This is a genomic window from Segatella oris, from assembly GCF_900637655.1.
Classification (GTDB): domain Bacteria; phylum Bacteroidota; class Bacteroidia; order Bacteroidales; family Bacteroidaceae; genus Prevotella; species Prevotella oris.
Window position 1 is genome coordinate 224,818 of the sequence record NZ_LR134384.1, and the last position, 19,500, is coordinate 244,317.

Consider the following 19,500-nt stretch of genomic DNA (forward strand, 5'->3'; position numbering starts at 1 on the left):
TGAGATATGAAGACAAGAACATATAAATATATCGTAGGTTTCCTTGCACTATCACTATTCACAGCTTGTGATTTTGAAAAGGTCAATACGAATCAGTTTGAGCTGCTTCCCGAAGAAGGATTGATGGATGGGATTTCCATCGGCGGTCCCATTACAGCAATGGAAAAGTGTGTATTCCCTGTAGGTACACAAGCAGATGGCACCAATGTTGTAAACAGATATCAAACAGCTTATAACCTTGCAGCTGATTGCTGGAGTGGCTATTTCGGTCAAAACAACAACTGGGGAGGGCCAAACAATCTTAACTACTTTCTTAAAGACGGCTGGGTTGCATCGTCCTATACAGAAGCTTACTCCACTATTGTACCTCTTTGGCAGGATCTCAAAGGTAAGACCGAAAAACAATTCCCTGAAGCGTTTGCCTTGGCCCAAATCTTAAAGATATCGGCATGGCATAAAGCAACCGACATGTTTGGACCTATACCTTATAAAGAAGCAGGCAAAGGACTCATCACAGTACCTTATGACAGTCAGGAAGAAGTATATAAAGCTATGTTTGCAGAGCTTACATCAGCTATTGATGTGCTCACAAAGTATGCCAATAATGGAACTGCAACGCTCCTGCCTAAAGCTGATGCCGTTTACGGAGGTGATGTAAAGAAATGGATTATCTACGCAAACTCGTTGATGCTACGTTTAGCTATGCGCGTGTACTATGCTGATGCAACACTTTCAAAACAATATGCTATGCAAGCCATTCAGCATCCTTATGGTGTAATGAAGAACAAAGACGATGAAGCTAAGATGGAAAAGGGTGCAGGATTGGTGTTCAAGAACAACTTCGATGACCTTATAAACCAATATAATGAGTGCCGCATGGGATCATCAATGCTGGCTTATTTGGGCGGTTATCAAGATCCTCGCTTGCCAAAATACTTCAATACAAGCAAACTCTCACAAGCTGTTACCGTCGGAACACTTGGAAAGTATATGGCCGTACCTACCGGTCACGACGTAGCTTCTAACAATACATTCAAGGAAACGTCGCGCCCTACAATTAAAAATGCAACACCTACCTATTGGATGCGCGCCTCAGAGGTCTACTTCTTGCTAGCAGAAGCAGCACTACATGGCTTCTCCGCTGGACAAACTGCAGAAGACTTATATAAGAAAGGTATTGAAATGTCTTTCGAAGAGCATGGTATTGCCTCTTCAGAAGTATCAAATTACATCAATTCCGGGCTTACACCATCTGCTTATAGCCTGCATGTTTACATTCCAAGTGTAAATGTTAATGCACCGGCAGTGTCAAAAGCAACTACAGAATGGACTGGGACTGACGAAGAAAAATTAGAAAAAATCATGATCCAAAAGTGGATTGCCCTCTATCCTAACGGACAAGAAGCATGGAGTGAATATAGAAGAACAGGCTATCCCAAGCTACATCATGCAGTAACTAATTACAGTAATGGTGAGGTTGACAATGAAATTGGCATTCGTCGTATGCGCTTCCCAACCAATAAAGTAACTTCACAAGAAGAACTTACAAACTTAGAAAATGCCCGGAAGCTACTTCGTGGCGGCCAAGACAAAGCTGGAACACGCCTATGGTGGGATAATAAAAATCATTAATCCTTAAAAGAAAAAGAAATGAAGAAATTCAAATATACAAGTCTATTGCTATCTTTCTGTGCAGGATTTACATTCTGTGCTTGTGGCGATATGACCGAAATAGAAAACAAGCCCTATGACCATATCGGTGGGTATAATACAATGAAGAATGCAGAGAGCGAGAAATATTATGCTGATTTAAGAGCTTATAAGCAACAGGCAGTAAACTATGGTCGCCCGGTTGCTTTCGGCTGGTATTCCAACTGGTCACCTGCAGGAACCTATCGCCGTGGATATCTCACCTCTATGCCTGACAGTATGGACATTGTTTCGATGTGGAGCGGTGCCCCCAACCGTTTTACTATAACTCCAGAACAAAAGGCTGATAAGGAGTTTGTACAGAAAGTGAAAGGCACAAAGCTCTTGGAAGTGACACTGTTGTCGTATATCGGCAAGGGAAGAACGCCACAGTCTGTTTATGATGAAGTAGAGAAACAAGCCGAAAAAGAAGGTTGGGCAAACGATAAGAGCCGTGTAGAGGAAGCTAAGAAACAAGCACGCTGGAAGTTTTGGGGCTTCAATGGTGTTGTAGGTTCCGACAACCATAAAGAGGCTTTAGCACGTTTTGCCAAGGCTTTGTGCGATTCTCTCGTCGCGAATGAATGGGATGGCTATGACATTGACTGGGAAATCGGAAGCGGAGTCTTCGACATGGACGGTACATTGAGCACCAATGCGGACCTCATTTACTTGGTAAAAGAGATGAATAAATACATCGGGCCAAAGAGCGATCCCGAACATAAGGGGCACAGATTAATCTGCATTGACGGTCAATTCTGGTCGTTAACCGAGGCTTTAGACGGTTATGTAGACTATTGGATTGACCAGTCATATGGCCGCTTGACACATTTTGATAATTACAATATTGACCCCAAAAGCATCATTACAACCGACAACTTTGAGTCATCATTCAAGTCGGGAGGAAAGCTGTTACGTCAAGCTGCAAGTATGCCATCCAAAGGATATAAAGGTGGTGTAGGTGCATATCGCTTTGATAACGACTATGACAACACACCCAATTACAAATGGATGCGTCAGGCTATTCAGATTAATCAACAAGTGTTTAAAGAAAGAATGGGAAGTGCATCCCATCCTTAATGCATGAGGTGAACATATTAATAGTAAAAGAAAACAAATATGAATAAGCATATTTTAAAACATATTGTCATGGGCATCGCTGCATTCTGTGCAGTGAGTTGCCAAGACAGTGAGAGCGATTTACTAAAGCCAAAGGCTTATTTCGAAAACAATTTGCAACAGGTTACGATGCCCAACAGTGGCAACACCCTAACTGTAGACATCACAGCACGCATCTCAAACAAGGTAAAATCGGCTGTTGCCGTGTCCTATTCTTTGGCCGACCCCTCATTGGTTGCCACTTATAATAGCAAATATGGCACCAATTATCAGACCTTTAAAAGTGAGGATGCAGCTTTCGTTCAGGCAACTTCATCGGTAGAAACCGGAAAACTCTATGCCGAAAAGGTATCTTTAACCCTCAAAAATCTTGATAAGTTGGAAGAAGGTAAAACTTATATGCTACCTATCCAGTTGCATTCAAGTTCTGTTCCTGTTATTGCCGGCGAGGATATCTCATATATTCTGTTGGCAAAACCTATCAAGATTACAAATGCAGCCCTGTTCTATAGCAATTATATCTCTGTGAAATTCCCCAATGGAACGCTATTCAAATCTTTCACATTCGAGGCACTAATCAATTCCATGGGATTTGGTTCAAACAATACGATCATGGGAACAGAAGGCTTAATGATACTCCGTGTAGGCGATACAGGTGGTGGAATTCCTTCTGGTATCCTGCAAGCAGCAGGTCGTCAGCACTATGAAGCCCCTGAAAAGCTACAGCCTAACAAGTGGTATCACTTGGCATTGACCTTTGATCAGCCATCGGGCAAGACCGTGATGTATGTAAATGGCGTGAAATGGGCAGAGTCTACATGGAACATTCCAAGTCTGGATTTCAATTCAGATGTAGGCTTTAACATTGGAAAAATCCCCGGGTTCCAATGGGGAGAGCGCCCGTTCTATGGCTACATGAGTGAAATTCGTGTGTGGAATGTTGCCCGAACAGAAAATCAGATAAAGCAGAACATGCTGGGAGTAAATCCTAAATCCGATGGTTTGGAGCTTTATTTCAAGATGAACGGCACCGAAAAAACAAGCCCGAACACCATCACCGATGCGGCAAAAGGCATAGAATGCCGAATGAATGGTATTGAAATCAAACAACTTGATGAGCCTTTGACAATGGAAAGTATCCACTAACTTTTTTATTGCGAGTATTCTTTCATTCGTCCCTGTCAGCAAAAGATGCTGGCAGGGACTTTTATTTCAGCAAATCTGAGTACTACAGACAAAATCATGGAAATATTCTGCATGGAAGATAGTTTCAATAATCTTTCTATTTCAAAGCAAGAGAATCCTGTATCTATCAGCAACGAAACGCGTCATAATCAACATGACAAAACGCCGTCAAGAGAGATATGAGATATCCTCTCTACAGACTATATTCACAATAGCTACAAATAGAAAAAGAAACAGGAAAACAAGGAGTATGTTTCAATGGCAAAATCCTTGATTTGTAACTCCATTCATCTTACGCCGTGATTTGCGTCAAATCACAGCGCAAGATGACGCAAAACACACAGTAACTTGATGCAAATTGCAACACTTGTAAACACAATATGCCTCATTGCTTGCTTTTGGTCTTGCAATCTTTTGATTTTCATTGAATTACAACAACCCCTATAAGTGATCGCTTAGAAAGTCCCCATGACCTACATTTTTCAATACATGCAGGCAGGACTTCTGATTTGTTTTCGAAAAACCTATATGGGAAAGGAATATATGAAAAGATGAATTACACACTTTAAAGAATACAACCAAAGTTAACAACTCTAAGAGATTACAGCCCACTTAATCGTAAATTTATTCTAATTATATGTACGCTTATGTTTATAGAAGTTAATTTTATGTATGGCATATAAGCCATTACAAATGGATATCGTATATTTGCAGCGCAAATCTAAACAAGGAATTAATAACAACGAAGCATGGGTTTTGAGATATCTCTTACGATAACTCGCGAGAGGACTCTAAATAAATTTAATGTTAACAAATACACAAATCTAATGAAAACAGGAAAGATTTTCCCAGTAAGTGTTTTCCTATCTTGCTGCTGTTTGGAAGTTTTTGCTGGTAATCATGTTGCATCTGCTGAGAATTCCGGCAGGAGCTTGATTACTGCAAGCACAAACGTAACAGCATCGAAGATTTTGGAAACACAGCAATCTAATGGCGATGTAAAAGTAACAGGTACGATTGTCGACAATACAGGTGAGCCTGTTATTGGTGCAACTGTACGTGTAAAAAACAGTAAGAGTGGGACTAATGGTGTAATCACGGACATCGATGGTAAGTTTACTTTGACAACAACAAAGGGAGCTGTCCTTCTGGTTAGCTATATCGGAATGAATGCGCAGGAGGTCAAAGTTACAGGCAATGGCGAACTCAAAATCACATTGCAACCTGAGGCGCATACGATTGACCAGGTGGTTGTAACGGCCTTAGGTATTAAGCGTTCAGAGAAAGCTTTGAGCTATAATGTCCAGAAAGTAAGTAGCGATCAGCTTACCAAGGTGAAGAACGTAAACTTTGTAAACAGCTTGAACGGTGCGGTTGCCGGTGTCAACATCAATGCTTCAACTACGGGTGTTGGTGGTCCTACGCGTGTCGTTATGCGCGGTACAAAGTCTATCACGGGTGGCAACAACGTGCTTTACGTAATTGACGGTGTGCCTATGCTCAACAAGAGCGGTGGTGACATTGGCGGTGGTAGATATTCGAGCCAGCCAAGTGGCGAAGGTATTGCCGACATCAACCCTGACGATATCGAGAGTATCAACGTCCTCACAGGCCCTTCTTCTGCTGCACTCTATGGTTCAGCGGCAGCCAACGGTGTTATCATGATCAACACGAAGCGTGGTACAGAAGGAAAGGTGAAGATTGCTGTTTCAAGCAGTATGGAATTCTCTAATCCTTTCGTCTTGCCGAAGTTCCAGAACACTTACGGTAACAAGGCCGGTTCTTTCTATAGCTGGGGTGACCGTTTGGCAACTCCGTCTTCGTATAATCCAAAGAATTTCTTCAAAACAGGTCACAACTACATCAACTCTGTAACCTTGACAACAGGAACGAAGACAAACCAGACTTATATTTCTGTTGCAACTACAAATGCTACCGGTATTCTGCCAAACAACAAATACAACCGCTATAACTTTACGGCACGCAATACCAGTGATTTCCTCAATGACAAGCTGCATCTTGATGTCAGTGGAAGCTACATCATCCAGAATACACAGAATATGTATCGTCCGGGAGAATACTATAACCCACTGACTTCGGTTTATCTCTTCCCCCGTGGTGAGGACTGGTCGGCAGTTGAATTATACAAGCGTTATGATCCTTCACGCAAGTTGGCCACCCAATATTGGCCTTATGGCGACCAGGGTATGCAGCTGCAGAACCCTTATTTCATTACCAATGACATGATGACGCCGACCAAGCGTAAGCGTTATATGTTTATGGGTAGCTTAAAATATGATATCCTTTCATGGTTGAATGTTACGGGCCGAGTTCGTGTAGACAACACCAGCACCGAGTCAGAGAACCGCTTCCATGCGAGCGGACAGGGCATCTTGTATGCCGGCACACATGGTAATGGTATCTATGGACATTCACAGGGTACCGACCAACAGACCTATTTGGATGTGATGTTCAATCTTGACAAGAGCTTTGGTAAAGACTATCGCTTGACAGCCAACTTGGGTGCAAGCCTTGAGGACTATCGTTCAAGTAGCGTAGGTTTTGGTGGTCCTATTCTGAAAGTGCCAAACCTGTTCTCTTCTTCAGCACTCGACCCTATCAACGCACGCCCAAGCGACTCTGAATTCCGTAAGCGTAATACAGCGATCTTCGCCAGTGCAGAACTTTCTTGGAAAGACATGTTGTTCCTCTCAATGACTGGCCGTAACGACTGGAGCTCATTGCTGGTAAATGCCAAAGAGCCTTCTTTCTTCTATCCTTCTATAGGTTTGTCAGCCATTGTTACTAAGATGGCAAAACTTCCGGAGTTCATTTCTTTCATGAAAGTGAGAGGATCTTACACAGAAGTTGGTTCTCCAATTCCAGACCGATACCGTGGTGTGACACGTGGTACCACTACCTATCCTATTGAAAATGGTATTCCTTCTACACGTACTATTCTTCCATTCTATGACTTTAAAGCTGAACGGACAAAATCATATGAATTGGGATTGGACTTGAGAATGTTTGAAAATAAACTGAATTTCGACTTCACTTGGTATCACTCTAATACTTACAACCAGACTTTCTTGGCTGAACTCTCAGCAACATCACCTTACACAGGTATGTATATTCAAGCTGGTGACATTGCCAACTCTGGTGTTGAAATGTCTTTAGCTTACAATGACAACATTGGTGGAGTAGACATTGAATCGCGCCTCATCTATAGCCGTAACGTCAACAAGGTAAGAAAGTTGGTTCACAACTATAACACCGGTATCGACGGTAAGATTATCAACTTCACAGAGACTTCTGCCGGTGGCGGTTACATTCGCGAGGGTGACAGCATGGGTGATGTTTATGTTACCAAGGTGCTGAAACGTGATGCTACAGGTAAGATTGCTGTTGGTGAAGATGGCAGTTTGTCTTCAATGGATCTTCCTAACGGTCAGCGTCTCAAAATCGGAAATACCAACCCTGACTTCAATATGGGATGGAGAAACAGTATTTCATGGAAAGGTTTGAACCTTTCATTCCTCATCAATGGTCGCTTTGGCGGTATCGTAACCTCGCCTACACAGGCCGTTCTCGATCAGTTCGGCGTTTCAAAGGCTACTGCTGATGCCCGCGATCGTGGTTATGTTGAACTTCCTGATGGTCAGCGCGTCAATCCTCAGAAGTATTATGAGGTGGTTGCCAACCAGCAATTAATGGGCTATTACTATTACAGTGCAACCAATGTACGCCTGCAGAATATCAGTCTCAGCTACACATTACCAAGGACATTGCTCGGACAGGGCTGGCCAGGTATCACTGTTGGTCTTATTGCCAATAACCTTTGGATGATTTACAACAAGGCTCCATTCGATCCTGAAATTGCATCATCAACAGGTACTTACGGACAAGGAAGTGACTATTTCAGTGCTCCAAGCTTGAGAAGCGTTGGCTTCAGTCTGAAACTCAATTTCTAAAAATCAGCTTTTATGAAACGGAAAATTAATTCAATCATATATGTGTCTGCACTTACTGCGGCACTCTTCACATCCTGTCAGGCAGATTTCGAGAATATCAACCGCGATCATCGTCAGCCTACAGAAGAACAATTGCAACAAGACAACCTTAATATTGGTGGCTTTGTCACTGCTTTCGAGCAGAATATATTCCCTGTCGGATCATCCGGTACGAATTATGTCAACGATTATCAAATTCCATATACACTTGGTGGTGCATGCTGGATAGGCTATATGGCACCTGCTCAAAACAAATGGATTGGACGAGGTTTCCCAAGCTTTGCACTGAAGCCTTGGAGCCAGTACACCTATAATGTTATGGCAGGTAGCGCTTTCCGTAATTGGTCAGACATAAAGAAACGTACGACCAATGATCCCGAGGGTTTTGCAATTGCACAGATTATCAAGGTTGCAGCTGTACATAAAGCAGCAGACACTTTCGGCCCAATTCCTTATTCGAAGGCGGGTATCGAAGGTTCCACCACAGCAGAGTATGACTCTCAAGAAGATGTTTATAAAGCCATGTTGAAGGAGTTGGACGAAGCTGTTCAGACACTTAAAACCGGTGGACATGACGTATTCCCCAAGTATGACATCATCTATGAGGGAAACTACACGAAGTGGTGTAAGTTTGCAAACTCATTGATGCTTCGTTTGGCCATGCGCATTGTTTATGCTAATCCAACCTTGGCACAGCAATATGCAGAGAAAGCAATCACCAATCCTTACGGCGTAATTGAGTCTACCAAGGATGCAGCACAGCTGTCAAAGGGAGCCGGTGTAACGCTCAAAAATCCTTTAACAATCATCAATGGCAGCTACAATGACGTACGTATGGGCGCAGAGATTTCTTCTTACCTCAAAGGCTATAATGACCCACGCATTGGCAGTTACTTTGTTAAGGCAAAGAGCAATGGCATTGAGGGCTACTATGGAGTCCGTACGAATATCCCCAGCATAACAGATTATCTGGATAAAGAGAAGGCATCTTCTCTCAACGTACAAGATGGAACTCCAGTCTACATTGTCAAGGCTTCCGAGGTCTATTTCCTCCGTGCAGAGGGTGCACTCCGCGGCTGGAATATGGGTGGAGGCACTGCTCAATCGTATTATGAAAAAGGAATTACTACATCTTTCGAGGAAAATGATTTGAGTTCATCACAAGCTACTGCATATGCAGCAAACAGCACTGCCACTCCTGCAAACTTTGTTGATGCACTTCATTCAGAGTTTAACGCAACAGCAACTTCTACCATTACGATTAAGTGGGAAAGCAGTGACAGCTTTGAGAAAAACCTCGAGCGTATCATCACTCAAAAATACTTAGCAATCTATCCTGATGGCCAAGAGGCTTGGTCTGAGTATCGTCGTACGGGTTATCCTCGCATTTTCCCAGCAGTACTTACCTCTACAGATTGTGAAGTTGATGGTGATCTCCGTCCTACTCGTATTCCCTACTCAAACGATGAATACGTAAAGAACTTGGAAAACATCAAGAAAGCGGTAGACCTGCTTCATGGCCCAGACAATGGTGCAACACGCGTTTGGTGGGACAAAAAGAATAAATAACACTTAAAGAACATTCAAATGAAGAAATATTTTATTTTCAGTTTCATCGTTTTGCTCTTTACAACAGTAAGTTGCAGTGATTGGACTGAGACAGAAACCAAGAATATAGACAAGCTGCTGGCGGGTGCAGACTCTGCACAAGCAAAAGCATACAGGGCTTATTTGGAAAATTTACGTGCCTATAAGAAAACGGATCATCAGGTCACTTTCGGCTGGTTTGGTGGCTGGAACGGTGAAAGTCCTGCTTCACGTTGCCTTTACAATCTTCCTGACAGTACAGACTTCGTGTCACTTTGGGATGGTTTCTCAAACCTAACAGCTGCACAGCAGGCTGACTTGAAGCGTGCTAAAGAAGTCAAAGGCATCCGTGCATTGGCTTGCGCTCTCCTTTTTGATATAGGTAAAGGTATCACTCCTGAACAGCCTAAATCTTCTAAAGATGCAGGAGAATCATGGGAAACCTATAACCATAAATATTGGGGTTGGGTTGACGGTGATGAGGATAAGATTAGCGCCGCAGTCGTTAAGTACGCCAACGCTATCTGTGATACCATCTACAAATATGACTTGGATGGCTTCGATCTTGATGCCGAGCCTCGCTATCCCCAACCTTTCCAGACTAAAAAAGAAATGTGGAAGAACGACCGAATGAACCTCTTCATCCGTACAATGGGTAAGCGTATCGGCCCGAAAGCAGAGACACCGGAAGGCCGTAAGAAGTTGTTAGTAGTTGATGGTGAGCCTGATTGGTTCTCTGCAGAAATGGCCTTATACTTTGATTACTATATCCTTCAAGCCTATAGATGCAGTTCTTACACAGACTTGGATAATCGGTTGAGCAACCTTGTAACTCGGTTCTCACCGCTGCAATCAGCAGAAGAGGTGGCAAAGAAACTCATTGTTACAGAGAACTTCGAATCTTTCTCTGCTACCGGTGGCGTGACATATACCACACGTGATGGCAAGAAAGTTCCATCATATATAGGTATGGCTATGTGGCAACCCAAGAAAGGCCGTAAGGGTGGTATCGGAAGCTATCACATGGAAAAGGACTATGCAGCAAGTCCTGTATACAAATACTTACGTCAAGGTATTCAGATTATGAACCCTGCTGTAAAATAATTAAATGATAAAAAACATGAGACATATAATTAAAATCTTTGGAATTGCTTCTTTAGCATGCCTCACATGGTCATGTGCCAATGTAGATTATGATGAAGTTGGAGATGAAAGCAAATTGCCAAACGCCGTCTACATTGATGGCGCAGACGTAGCTCCTTTGACAAAACTAACTGTTGATGATACAGGAGGTAAAGGTTCGTTCACTGCCCGCGCTGCTAACAAATTAAGTTCGGATGTAAACTTGAAGTTTGCTATAGATGAAGAAACATTGGCAAAATACAATAAAACCAATGGCACAAACTACAAGCTTTTACCTGCCAAATACTTTAACTTATCAGCTGAGAACCAAACCATTAATGCAAACACCGTTGCAAACGGAGCAATTGATGTCAAGGTAAAACCTCTCGGTGAAGATTTAGATGCATCCACGAAGTATGCTATTCCTGTGAAACTTGTTTCTGCAGAAGGCAGCAAAATCTTAACTTCCAGTGCAACTAAAATATTCGCTATTGACCGTGTGCTCTATACAACCTCCTTGCGTCAATATGGCTTCTATCTCAAGACCGTATTCCCAACACCATATACAGGCCTGCAGGAATGGACAATGTCTTATGCTATCAAGCTTGATTACAACAAGGACAACCAGGCTGTTCTCTCGCCAGACTTCTACTCTCGCGTCACTCGCGACGGTGGCTTGCAGATGAAAGTTGGCGAAACAGATGACCCCAAGGCCTTTGCCAAGACAAAACTTCAGCCTAAGAAGTGGTATTATATTGCATGGGTTTATGACCATCAGCATGTGAAATGCTACATCAATGGTGTGCTTGACAACGAGTTTAATGTGCCAAAAGTTGAGACCTTCACGAAGCTGAATATGAGCTGGGGCGCATTCGAAGGCTATGTTCGTGAGATACGCCTTTACAACAAGGCGCTGACTGCATTCCAGGTATTGGACAATCTTTACATTGAAACTCCAGATAATCCGAACCTGCTCTTCTATGCTCCATTGAATAAGAAGACTGGAATTAAGGATGTTTCGAAGAACAATCATCCTATTAAAGTCTATCTTCCAGGCTCTGGCGACAAGAAGGAATACACTCAGCCTTTGACTTGGCAAGACGAGAAGTTCCCAGAATAACACCAATCTTTAATTACACAGAAATGAAAAGAAACTTATATATTATAGCATTGTTGACATTCGCAGCTACAGCCTTTACCGGCTGTAGCCACGACTACAACTACGATGGTGAGTATGATGTGCCCGGCTATTTCAGTGGTTCAGACCCACGCAACAACTTGGTTTATTTCTCAACCAATACCATTGACTATACAAACAGCTTTGTCGGAGACTTACTTTTCAGCAAGGCAGAACACACTTTTATGCTTCAGGCAACTATAAACCGCAATCTCACCAAAGCAACAAAAGTGCAGGTAGCTTATGCAAAAGACGCACCTCTGCTTGCTACTACTTACAAAGACTATCAAGTGGCAACAGATGCCGACTTCACCCTTACTAATGGTGGTGCATTCGAGATAGGCACAGAGACGACACAGATACAGATTCCTGTAACCGTGAAGAACATGGGTAAGTTCACTAAACCAACTGTAATTCCTGTTCGTATAACTCCATCAGATGAAGCACTGAAGAGTCCCAAGTCTTCCCGTGACTATGCCTATATAGTGATTAAGCCGGAAGAACTTTGGACGGTTTATGCCAGATCTTCAGATCTTACGGTCAACCTTGAGGGCACCAACAACAAATATATTGGTGAAAGTAGTGTGACTGTTTGGTTCACTGTAGCAAAAGCATTCACCGGCAAAGGTAAAGTTGGCCTCGAACGTGACAACTCTCTCTTCAAAAGTGATGGTAAAACAAAGTTGGCACCCGAAGGCATCTCTGCTGTTGAGAAGGAAGATGCAGAAGGGCAAGCCCAAATAGCTACAGAGGTTCAGCTGAGTCATGCAGAGAAGTTTACAGCCAAGGGAACTTACATTCTCCCTATGCGTGCTATCTACTATGATGAAAAAGGCAACAAGCACTATATCACAGGAGGCAATATCTTCCTTTCAATAAAGGTGATGGATATTTCTATAGCACATTCTTCTACTGCGCCCACAGGAACAGAAATCCCTGCTACGCAACTTATTATCAACAGTTCACGCGAATTAGCCTACGGCACAATTACCAGTTTAACCGACGGTGTAATTGATAACCAATATACTTATCTATCTAAGGGAACAACAGATATAACCATTGACCTTACACAAAAAGAGACCGTAAAAGGTGTACAACTCGGAATGTTTATTAGCAATAGATATCCTTATTATCCAGAAAGCGTGAAGTTCTATGGTAGTAATAATGGTACAGATTGGGATGAATTGTCTACAGACATGTATATTCCACAGAAAAAGTTGAACAACTTCAATGCTATCAAGAATGTTTCGGTCCGCTATCTGAAATTAGAATTCAATGTTACCAAAAGGTGGGGTTCCCTGACAGAAATCAAGGTTTTTAAGTAAAAATAACTCTTGCTATGAATAATCTTATGCTTTGTTCATAGCCTTGAAATATCAGAGGATACACGAAATCAATATGCGTGTATCCTCTTTTTTTGTTGTGATATTCAATACTATAAATGCAGAGTTTTGACCTTATTGGCTTCTCAAAACTACTTCGGTTCGGGATAAGATAGAATAAGGTTCCATTACATGGTGTTGCAATTGATATTGAATTAGCTCGCAATCTAAGTCATATTACAGTGTAATTTGAGTCATTTTACGTGGTGATTTGAGTCAAAATGCACGGTCATCTCAGTCATATTGCGTGGTAAAGTGACTGAAGTTACAGACAGAGATAACACTGATTGGAGATAAACCTTTGCTTTGAAGAGTTCCAATTACCTATCCCGAATTAGGGTAAAACAATCTTTTTTCCTATCAGAATACTAAGAAATAGGTATTGTAGTACCTTGTAACCTTTAGTAATTTTGCACCGGATTTAAAATAATTATAAATATAAAAAGACTTATATGCTTAGTAGTAAATAAAACTAAACGCACTACTGTTGAAACTATAGACCTCAACCAAACAAAGGAAGGCATCCCTAAGTCTAATCATTTTGCTATGCATTACATCAACAAAATGCTGCCTCTGCTCTTTGCACTGACAACAGTCGACGGGTATGCCCAGGCGCAACAAGATTCTCTGAAAAATTCCAAGAGTGCACTGACAGATTCTGTTCATAAGTTGACAGAGGTTGTGGTACGTTCTAACCAAATGTTAGGCAGTAAATTCGAAGCCCGCAACCGCACAGGGTCGGCTTATTACATCTCTCCTGAAGAGATATCAAAGTTTGGTTATACCGATATCAACCGTATGCTGAAGAGTGTCCCGGGAGTGAATGTGTATGAAGAAGACGGCTATGGACTGCGCCCAAACATCAGTCTGCGTGGTACAAAAGCAGAACGAAGCGAACGAATTTCATTAATGGAAGACGGTGTGTTGGCTGCTCCTGCTCCTTATGCAGCACCTGCAGCCTACTATTTTCCTAATGCTGGTCGCATGTATGCCATCGAGGTGCTGAAGGGAAGCAGCCAGGTTCAGTATGGGCCATTCACCACGGGTGGTGCTATCAATATGGTATCAACACCAATCCCTTCAAAGTTCAGTGCCCGTCTGAACAGTTCTTACGGCAGCTACAACACCCTTAAATCATACATAAGCGTCGGTAACCGTTTCAAGCATACAGGCTTCTTGGTGGAATATCTGCGCTACCAGTCAGATGGTTTCCGCAAGGATGAGCCAAACGAACGTACAGGCTTCAAACGTAATGACTTGATAGCTAAGTTCTCTGCACAGACAAATAAAGACGAAGGTGTAAATCATGTGTTTGAATTAAAGTTTGGCTTTGCCAATGAGACATCTGATGAAACTTATTTAGGACTTTCTGAAAAGGATTTTGCCCGGCGCCCTTACTTCCGCTATGCCGGAGCACAGAAAGATAATCTCAAAACCAGACATACGCAATGGGTAGCGACCTATCTGATAAAGTCGGGCAACAACCTGAAGATTACCACCAATCTATATTACAACTACTTCTTCCGTAACTGGTACAAACTTAATGAAGTAAGGGCCGGTATAACCAAGGCTGAGCGTCGGTCTATTGATGCCGTGCTTACCGATCCTGAAACCAACCAAGACTATTTCGACATTGTAACCGGGAAGAAAGACTATATCGGCGAAGCACTGATGTTGCGTGCCAACAAGCGTATATATCATTCGCGCGGTATACAATCGAAAGGAGAATACCGTACAATGCTCTGGGGAGGCTATCTGACTGCGGAACTGGGCATGCGCTACCATGCCGACAGTGAAGATCGATACCAACAAGACGATGCTTATTCTATACAGAATGGTAGGATGAGTCTGTTCTTGGCAGGTCAGCCAGGCAGTCAGGCAAACCGTATTACCACAGCTCATGCCTTCTCAGGCTATTGGATGGGAAAATGGTCGAAGGGTATCTTCACGCTCACCGCTGGTATGCGCTATGAGAATGTAGAATTATTGAATCGTAACTATACCAAGGCAGACCCCCGCCGGACCGGTATGGTACGCATTGAAACACCTAACCATGCACGCGCAGTGCTTCCAGGTTTAGGTTTCAATGTAAAACTACTGCCTGTTCTTTCCCTCTTTGGCGGCATCCATAAAGGCTTTGCCCCTCCCAGTGCGACACTCAATCAGAAAGCAGAAAGCAGCGTAAATGTCGAATCCGGATTGCGCCTGACGACTCAGAAAGTACGCTGTGAGGCAATAGCTTTCGTCAACAACTACTCTAACATGTTAGGAAGTGACCTTGCTGCACAAGGTGGACAAGGTACACTTGAGCAGTTCAACGTAGGCAAGGCTATAGTAAACGGTTTAGAATTACTGTGTTCTTATCGACCTCTACCCGATCACTTTGCCTTCCAAATCCCCATTCAACTATCTTACACCTATACCAACACAAAGATGAAAAATGACTTTGTCAGCTCTGCTTGGGGTTCGGTAACCTATGGCGATGAGATACCTTATATATATAAACATGCCTTCAACGCCCAGATCAGTTTCGAACATAAGTGGATAGAAGCTAACTTCGGTGCACGCTACAATGGCGATATGCGCACAACTCCCGGACATGGACGAATTGCAGAACGTGAGAAAATACCCGCTCATTTTATCTTGGATGCCTCACTGAAAGGACATATCAACAAGAAAATAACCCTTACCCTAAATGCAATCAATCTGACCAACAAGAGATATCTTGTGTCACGCCACCCTTCAGGACTGCGTGCCGGTCATCCATTCGGTATTTACGGTGGCTTGCAAGTACAACTATAAAGGGGAAGATAATCGATTAAATAAATAGAAACTTCATTATAAAAAGTAATGTACAAACATACAAGAATAAATAAGATACTGACCATCGTCTTGTTACTCGTCAACGTTCTTACGGCATCAGCACAAACAGCAGGAACAGTCTCCGGAACGATTAAGAACGAACAGGGCGAGACACTCATAGGCGCATATGTGCAGGTATTAGAGACGAAAATAAAAGCTGTTACTGATGTAGATGGCCATTTCACCATTAAAGCTGCTATAGGCCAGACCATACAAGCGAGCTACATCGGTATGACAACCAAAAGCGTGAAAGTCACAGGTAATCGTCCTTTAGACATCGTTCTGAAAAGCGACAGCCGCCAGATTGAAGAAGTTGTGGTAACAGGTTATCAGAACATCCGCAACCGTGTGTACACCGGAGCCGCTTCATCTGTCAAGATGGACGACATCAAACTTGAAGGTATTGCTGATGTCTCACGCATGCTTGAGGGGCGTGTGCCAGGATTATCAATACAAAACATATCGGGAACTTTCGGTTCTGCTCCCCGCATCAATATTCGAGGCGGTGCCTCTATCATCGGCAATGTGCAACCTTTGTGGGTCATTGATGGCGCTGTATACGAAGATCTCGTACACCTCAGCCTTGACCAATTGGCATCCGGAGATGCTGTTACGCTTATCAGTTCCGCCGTTTCAGGGCTCAATCCTGCAGACATACAGGACATACAGGTTCTGAAAGATGCCTCTGCGACCTCCGTTTATGGTGCTCGAGCACTGAATGGCGTGATTGTCATTACCACTAAAGCAGGTAAAAAAGATACTCCACTGCGTGTAACTTACTCCACAGAGAATACCATAAGGTTGAGACCCCGCTACAGCAGCTTTGACTTACTCAACTCTCAGGAAACCATGTCACTTTTACAAGAAATGGATGATAAAGGCTATTTTGGAATTACCAATTCTCTTTATGGCCGTCGCAGTGGTATCTATTACCAATTATACAAGGGAGTGAGCACTATCAATCCAGCAACTGGTGACTACTATCTGCCCAATACACCAGAGGCAAGAATGAACTTTCTGCGTCAGCGTGAATACGCCAATACCGACTGGTTCAATCACCTCTTTACACTGAAGCCAATTACCAACCATGTAATAACGCTCTCGGGAGGTGGCAAGAATACTGCAACTTATGCGTCAATCGGTTTCTATCACGATGCAGGTTGGACTGTTGCCGACAACGTAAGTCGTCTCACAGCCAACATCAAGAACACATTCTACATTAATGATAAACTGACAACAACACTCACTGCACAAGGTAATATCCGTTCGCAGAAAGCACCTGGCACTATGCCGCAACGTAAGAACAGCACGATAGGTGTCTTCGAACGCGACTTCGACATTAATCCTTTCTCCTATGCACTCGGCACAAGTCGTACCCTCAGTCCTTATAATGAGGATGGAAGTCTCTCTTATTACCGCAACAACTGGGCGCCATTCAATATCTTCAACGAGTATGCCAATAACAAGATGAACATTGATGTACTTGATTTCAAGATACAGGGAGAAGCTACCTACAGACTCAATAACAGCCTTGCTATCAAAGCTTTGTTATCAACTCGACAGGCATACACCAGTACAAAACACGAAATACATGAGGGTTCAAACCTTATAAAAGCTTTCAGAGCCAATGAAAATCCTTTTGTTGCCCAACAGAACATCTACTTGGTTCACGATAAGGATAATCCACAGTTACAACCTAAGGTTGGGCTTCCCAATGGCGGTATCTTCAACAAGACCGAGGCTTCCCTGAAGAGTTTCCTTGCCCGTATCGCTTTTGATTTCGACAAGCGCATCAACGAGCACGACTTCAAAGCTTTCGCTTTCTCTGAAGTTCGTTCAGCAATCCGCACAGTCAATCCATTCCAAGGCTATGGAATACAATACGACCGAGGCAATCAGATTTACACCAACCCCCTGATATTCAATAAACTCATCAACGAAGGCAGCGACTATTTCAATCTGCAGAAACGCAATGATCGCGGGGTAACATTCTCTTTTAATGGTACTTACGGCTATGCAGGCAAATATGTCTTCAACATGGTTTTCAACTGCGAAGGTTCCAACACCTCGGGCAAGGGTGCACGCGCTTTATGGCTACCCACATGGAACATCGGCGGAAAATGGAACATAGATCAAGAAGACTTCCTCAAAAACAACAAAACTATATCCCGTCTTGCTCTACGTGCCAGCTACGGCTTAACAGCCAAAATGAACGAGGAAGCTATCAATGCCAATGCCATCTATAAAAGTGGAATCGTAAACCGTCATTCTTTCAAAGACAGAGAGAACAAGCTAAACATCCTGCATCTTGAAAACCGTGATCTCACATGGGAAAAGATGTATGAGCTGAACATCGGTATGGAGTTAGGACTCTTCAACAACCGCATCAGCACAACTTTAGATGTGTATCAGCGTAACACTTTCGACCTTATAGACCTTGTCCGCACCTCTGGTGTAGGTGGTCAATACTATAAGTATGCCAACTTCGGCGATATGCGCACACGAGGAATTGAGTTGGGTGTTCACACGAAGAACATCATTACCGAAACCTTCACATGGAGTTCCAGCCTTACTGTAAGTGCAATGAATCAGAAGATTACCCGTCTGTTGAACACGCCCAATGCCTTTGACATGGTGGCAGGACGAGGTCGTGGAAACATCGTGGGCTATCCGAGAGGTTCGCTCTTCTCTTTTAATTTCCAGGGACTCAATAACCAAGGACTTCCAACCTTCAATTTCGGACGATACCCCAGCAACCAAGGTGAGCTGTCAAACATTGCCGGTGCCGACTTCCTCGACACACAATATGCCAAGTCCTATCTCATTTATCATGGTCCGATTGAACCTCGTGTCATCGGTGGTCTGTCCAATACGCTGAAATACAAGAATTGGGAACTGTCTTTCTTCCTCACCGTTCAGGCTGGCAACAAGATACGACTAAACCCTACTTTCGACCCGGAATTCGGTGATTTGAATGTTTTTTCCAAGTCTTACTACAACCGCTGGCTCAATCCAGGCGACGAGTATAAGACCGATGTTCCCGTACTTCCTTCGCAGGAACTCATTGCAGCTGTAGGCAAAGAAAATATCGAACGCGCCTACAATACCTATAACTACTCTCAGATGCGAGTGGCCGACGGAGGCTTTGTGCGCATGAAGAACATCTCTCTGGCATACAATGTTCCCGAAAACTTCTTGAAGAAGGTGCACCTCCACTCTATGAACCTGAACTTAAACTTGACCAATCCTTTCTTGATCTATTCAGACAAGAAACTCAAAGGTCAAGACCCTGAATATTATAAATCGGGAGGTGTGTCACTACCTACACCGAAACAGTACACAGTAACTTTGAACATTGGCTTCTAAC

The 19,500-nt window shown here is 43.1% G+C and carries 10 protein-coding genes; all 10 read left to right on the forward strand.

Annotation, left to right across the window (positions count from 1 at the left end; genetic code table 11):
• Positions 1-6 precede the first annotated feature (6 nt).
• The 10 genes from EL210_RS00955 (at position 7) to EL210_RS01000 (ending at position 19,499) form a co-directional block, all read left to right on the forward strand.
• Positions 7-1,632: a RagB/SusD family nutrient uptake outer membrane protein gene (locus EL210_RS00955; RefSeq protein WP_018919366.1), complete on the forward strand. Its 1,626-nt coding sequence runs from the start codon at positions 7-9 to the stop codon at positions 1,630-1,632.
• Between the two features lie 18 nt (positions 1,633-1,650).
• Positions 1,651-2,769 (forward strand): glycoside hydrolase family 18, encoded by a 1,119-nt coding sequence (locus tag EL210_RS00960; protein ID WP_025879589.1) that lies wholly within the window; start codon positions 1,651-1,653, stop codon positions 2,767-2,769.
• Between the two features lie 39 nt (positions 2,770-2,808).
• Positions 2,809-3,954, forward strand: a complete 1,146-nt coding sequence (locus EL210_RS00965; protein WP_025879588.1) for a DUF1735 and LamG domain-containing protein — start codon at positions 2,809-2,811, stop codon at positions 3,952-3,954.
• Between the two features lie 866 nt (positions 3,955-4,820).
• Positions 4,821-7,964: a SusC/RagA family TonB-linked outer membrane protein gene (locus EL210_RS00970; RefSeq protein WP_026285870.1), complete on the forward strand. Its 3,144-nt coding sequence runs from the start codon at positions 4,821-4,823 to the stop codon at positions 7,962-7,964.
• A gap of 12 nt (positions 7,965-7,976) precedes the next feature.
• Complete coding sequence (locus EL210_RS00975; RefSeq protein ID WP_018919371.1) at positions 7,977-9,572, forward strand: RagB/SusD family nutrient uptake outer membrane protein; 1,596 nt, start codon at positions 7,977-7,979, stop codon at positions 9,570-9,572.
• 18 nt (positions 9,573-9,590) lie between these two features.
• Positions 9,591-10,694, forward strand: a complete 1,104-nt coding sequence (locus EL210_RS00980) for a glycoside hydrolase family 18 (RefSeq protein ID WP_018919372.1) — start codon at positions 9,591-9,593, stop codon at positions 10,692-10,694.
• A 16-nt stretch (positions 10,695-10,710) separates the two neighbouring features.
• Complete coding sequence (locus EL210_RS00985) at positions 10,711-11,832, forward strand: DUF1735 and LamG domain-containing protein (RefSeq protein WP_026285871.1); 1,122 nt, start codon at positions 10,711-10,713, stop codon at positions 11,830-11,832.
• A gap of 23 nt (positions 11,833-11,855) precedes the next feature.
• Positions 11,856-13,214 (forward strand): discoidin domain-containing protein, encoded by a 1,359-nt coding sequence (locus tag EL210_RS00990; protein WP_018919374.1) that lies wholly within the window; start codon positions 11,856-11,858, stop codon positions 13,212-13,214.
• 603 nt (positions 13,215-13,817) lie between these two features.
• Complete coding sequence (locus tag EL210_RS00995) at positions 13,818-16,073, forward strand: TonB-dependent receptor family protein (RefSeq protein ID WP_018919375.1); 2,256 nt, start codon at positions 13,818-13,820, stop codon at positions 16,071-16,073.
• Positions 16,074-16,121: 48 nt separating this feature from the next.
• Positions 16,122-19,499 (forward strand): SusC/RagA family TonB-linked outer membrane protein, encoded by a 3,378-nt coding sequence (locus EL210_RS01000; protein ID WP_018919376.1) that lies wholly within the window; start codon positions 16,122-16,124, stop codon positions 19,497-19,499.
• Position 19,500: the final 1 nt, after the last annotated feature.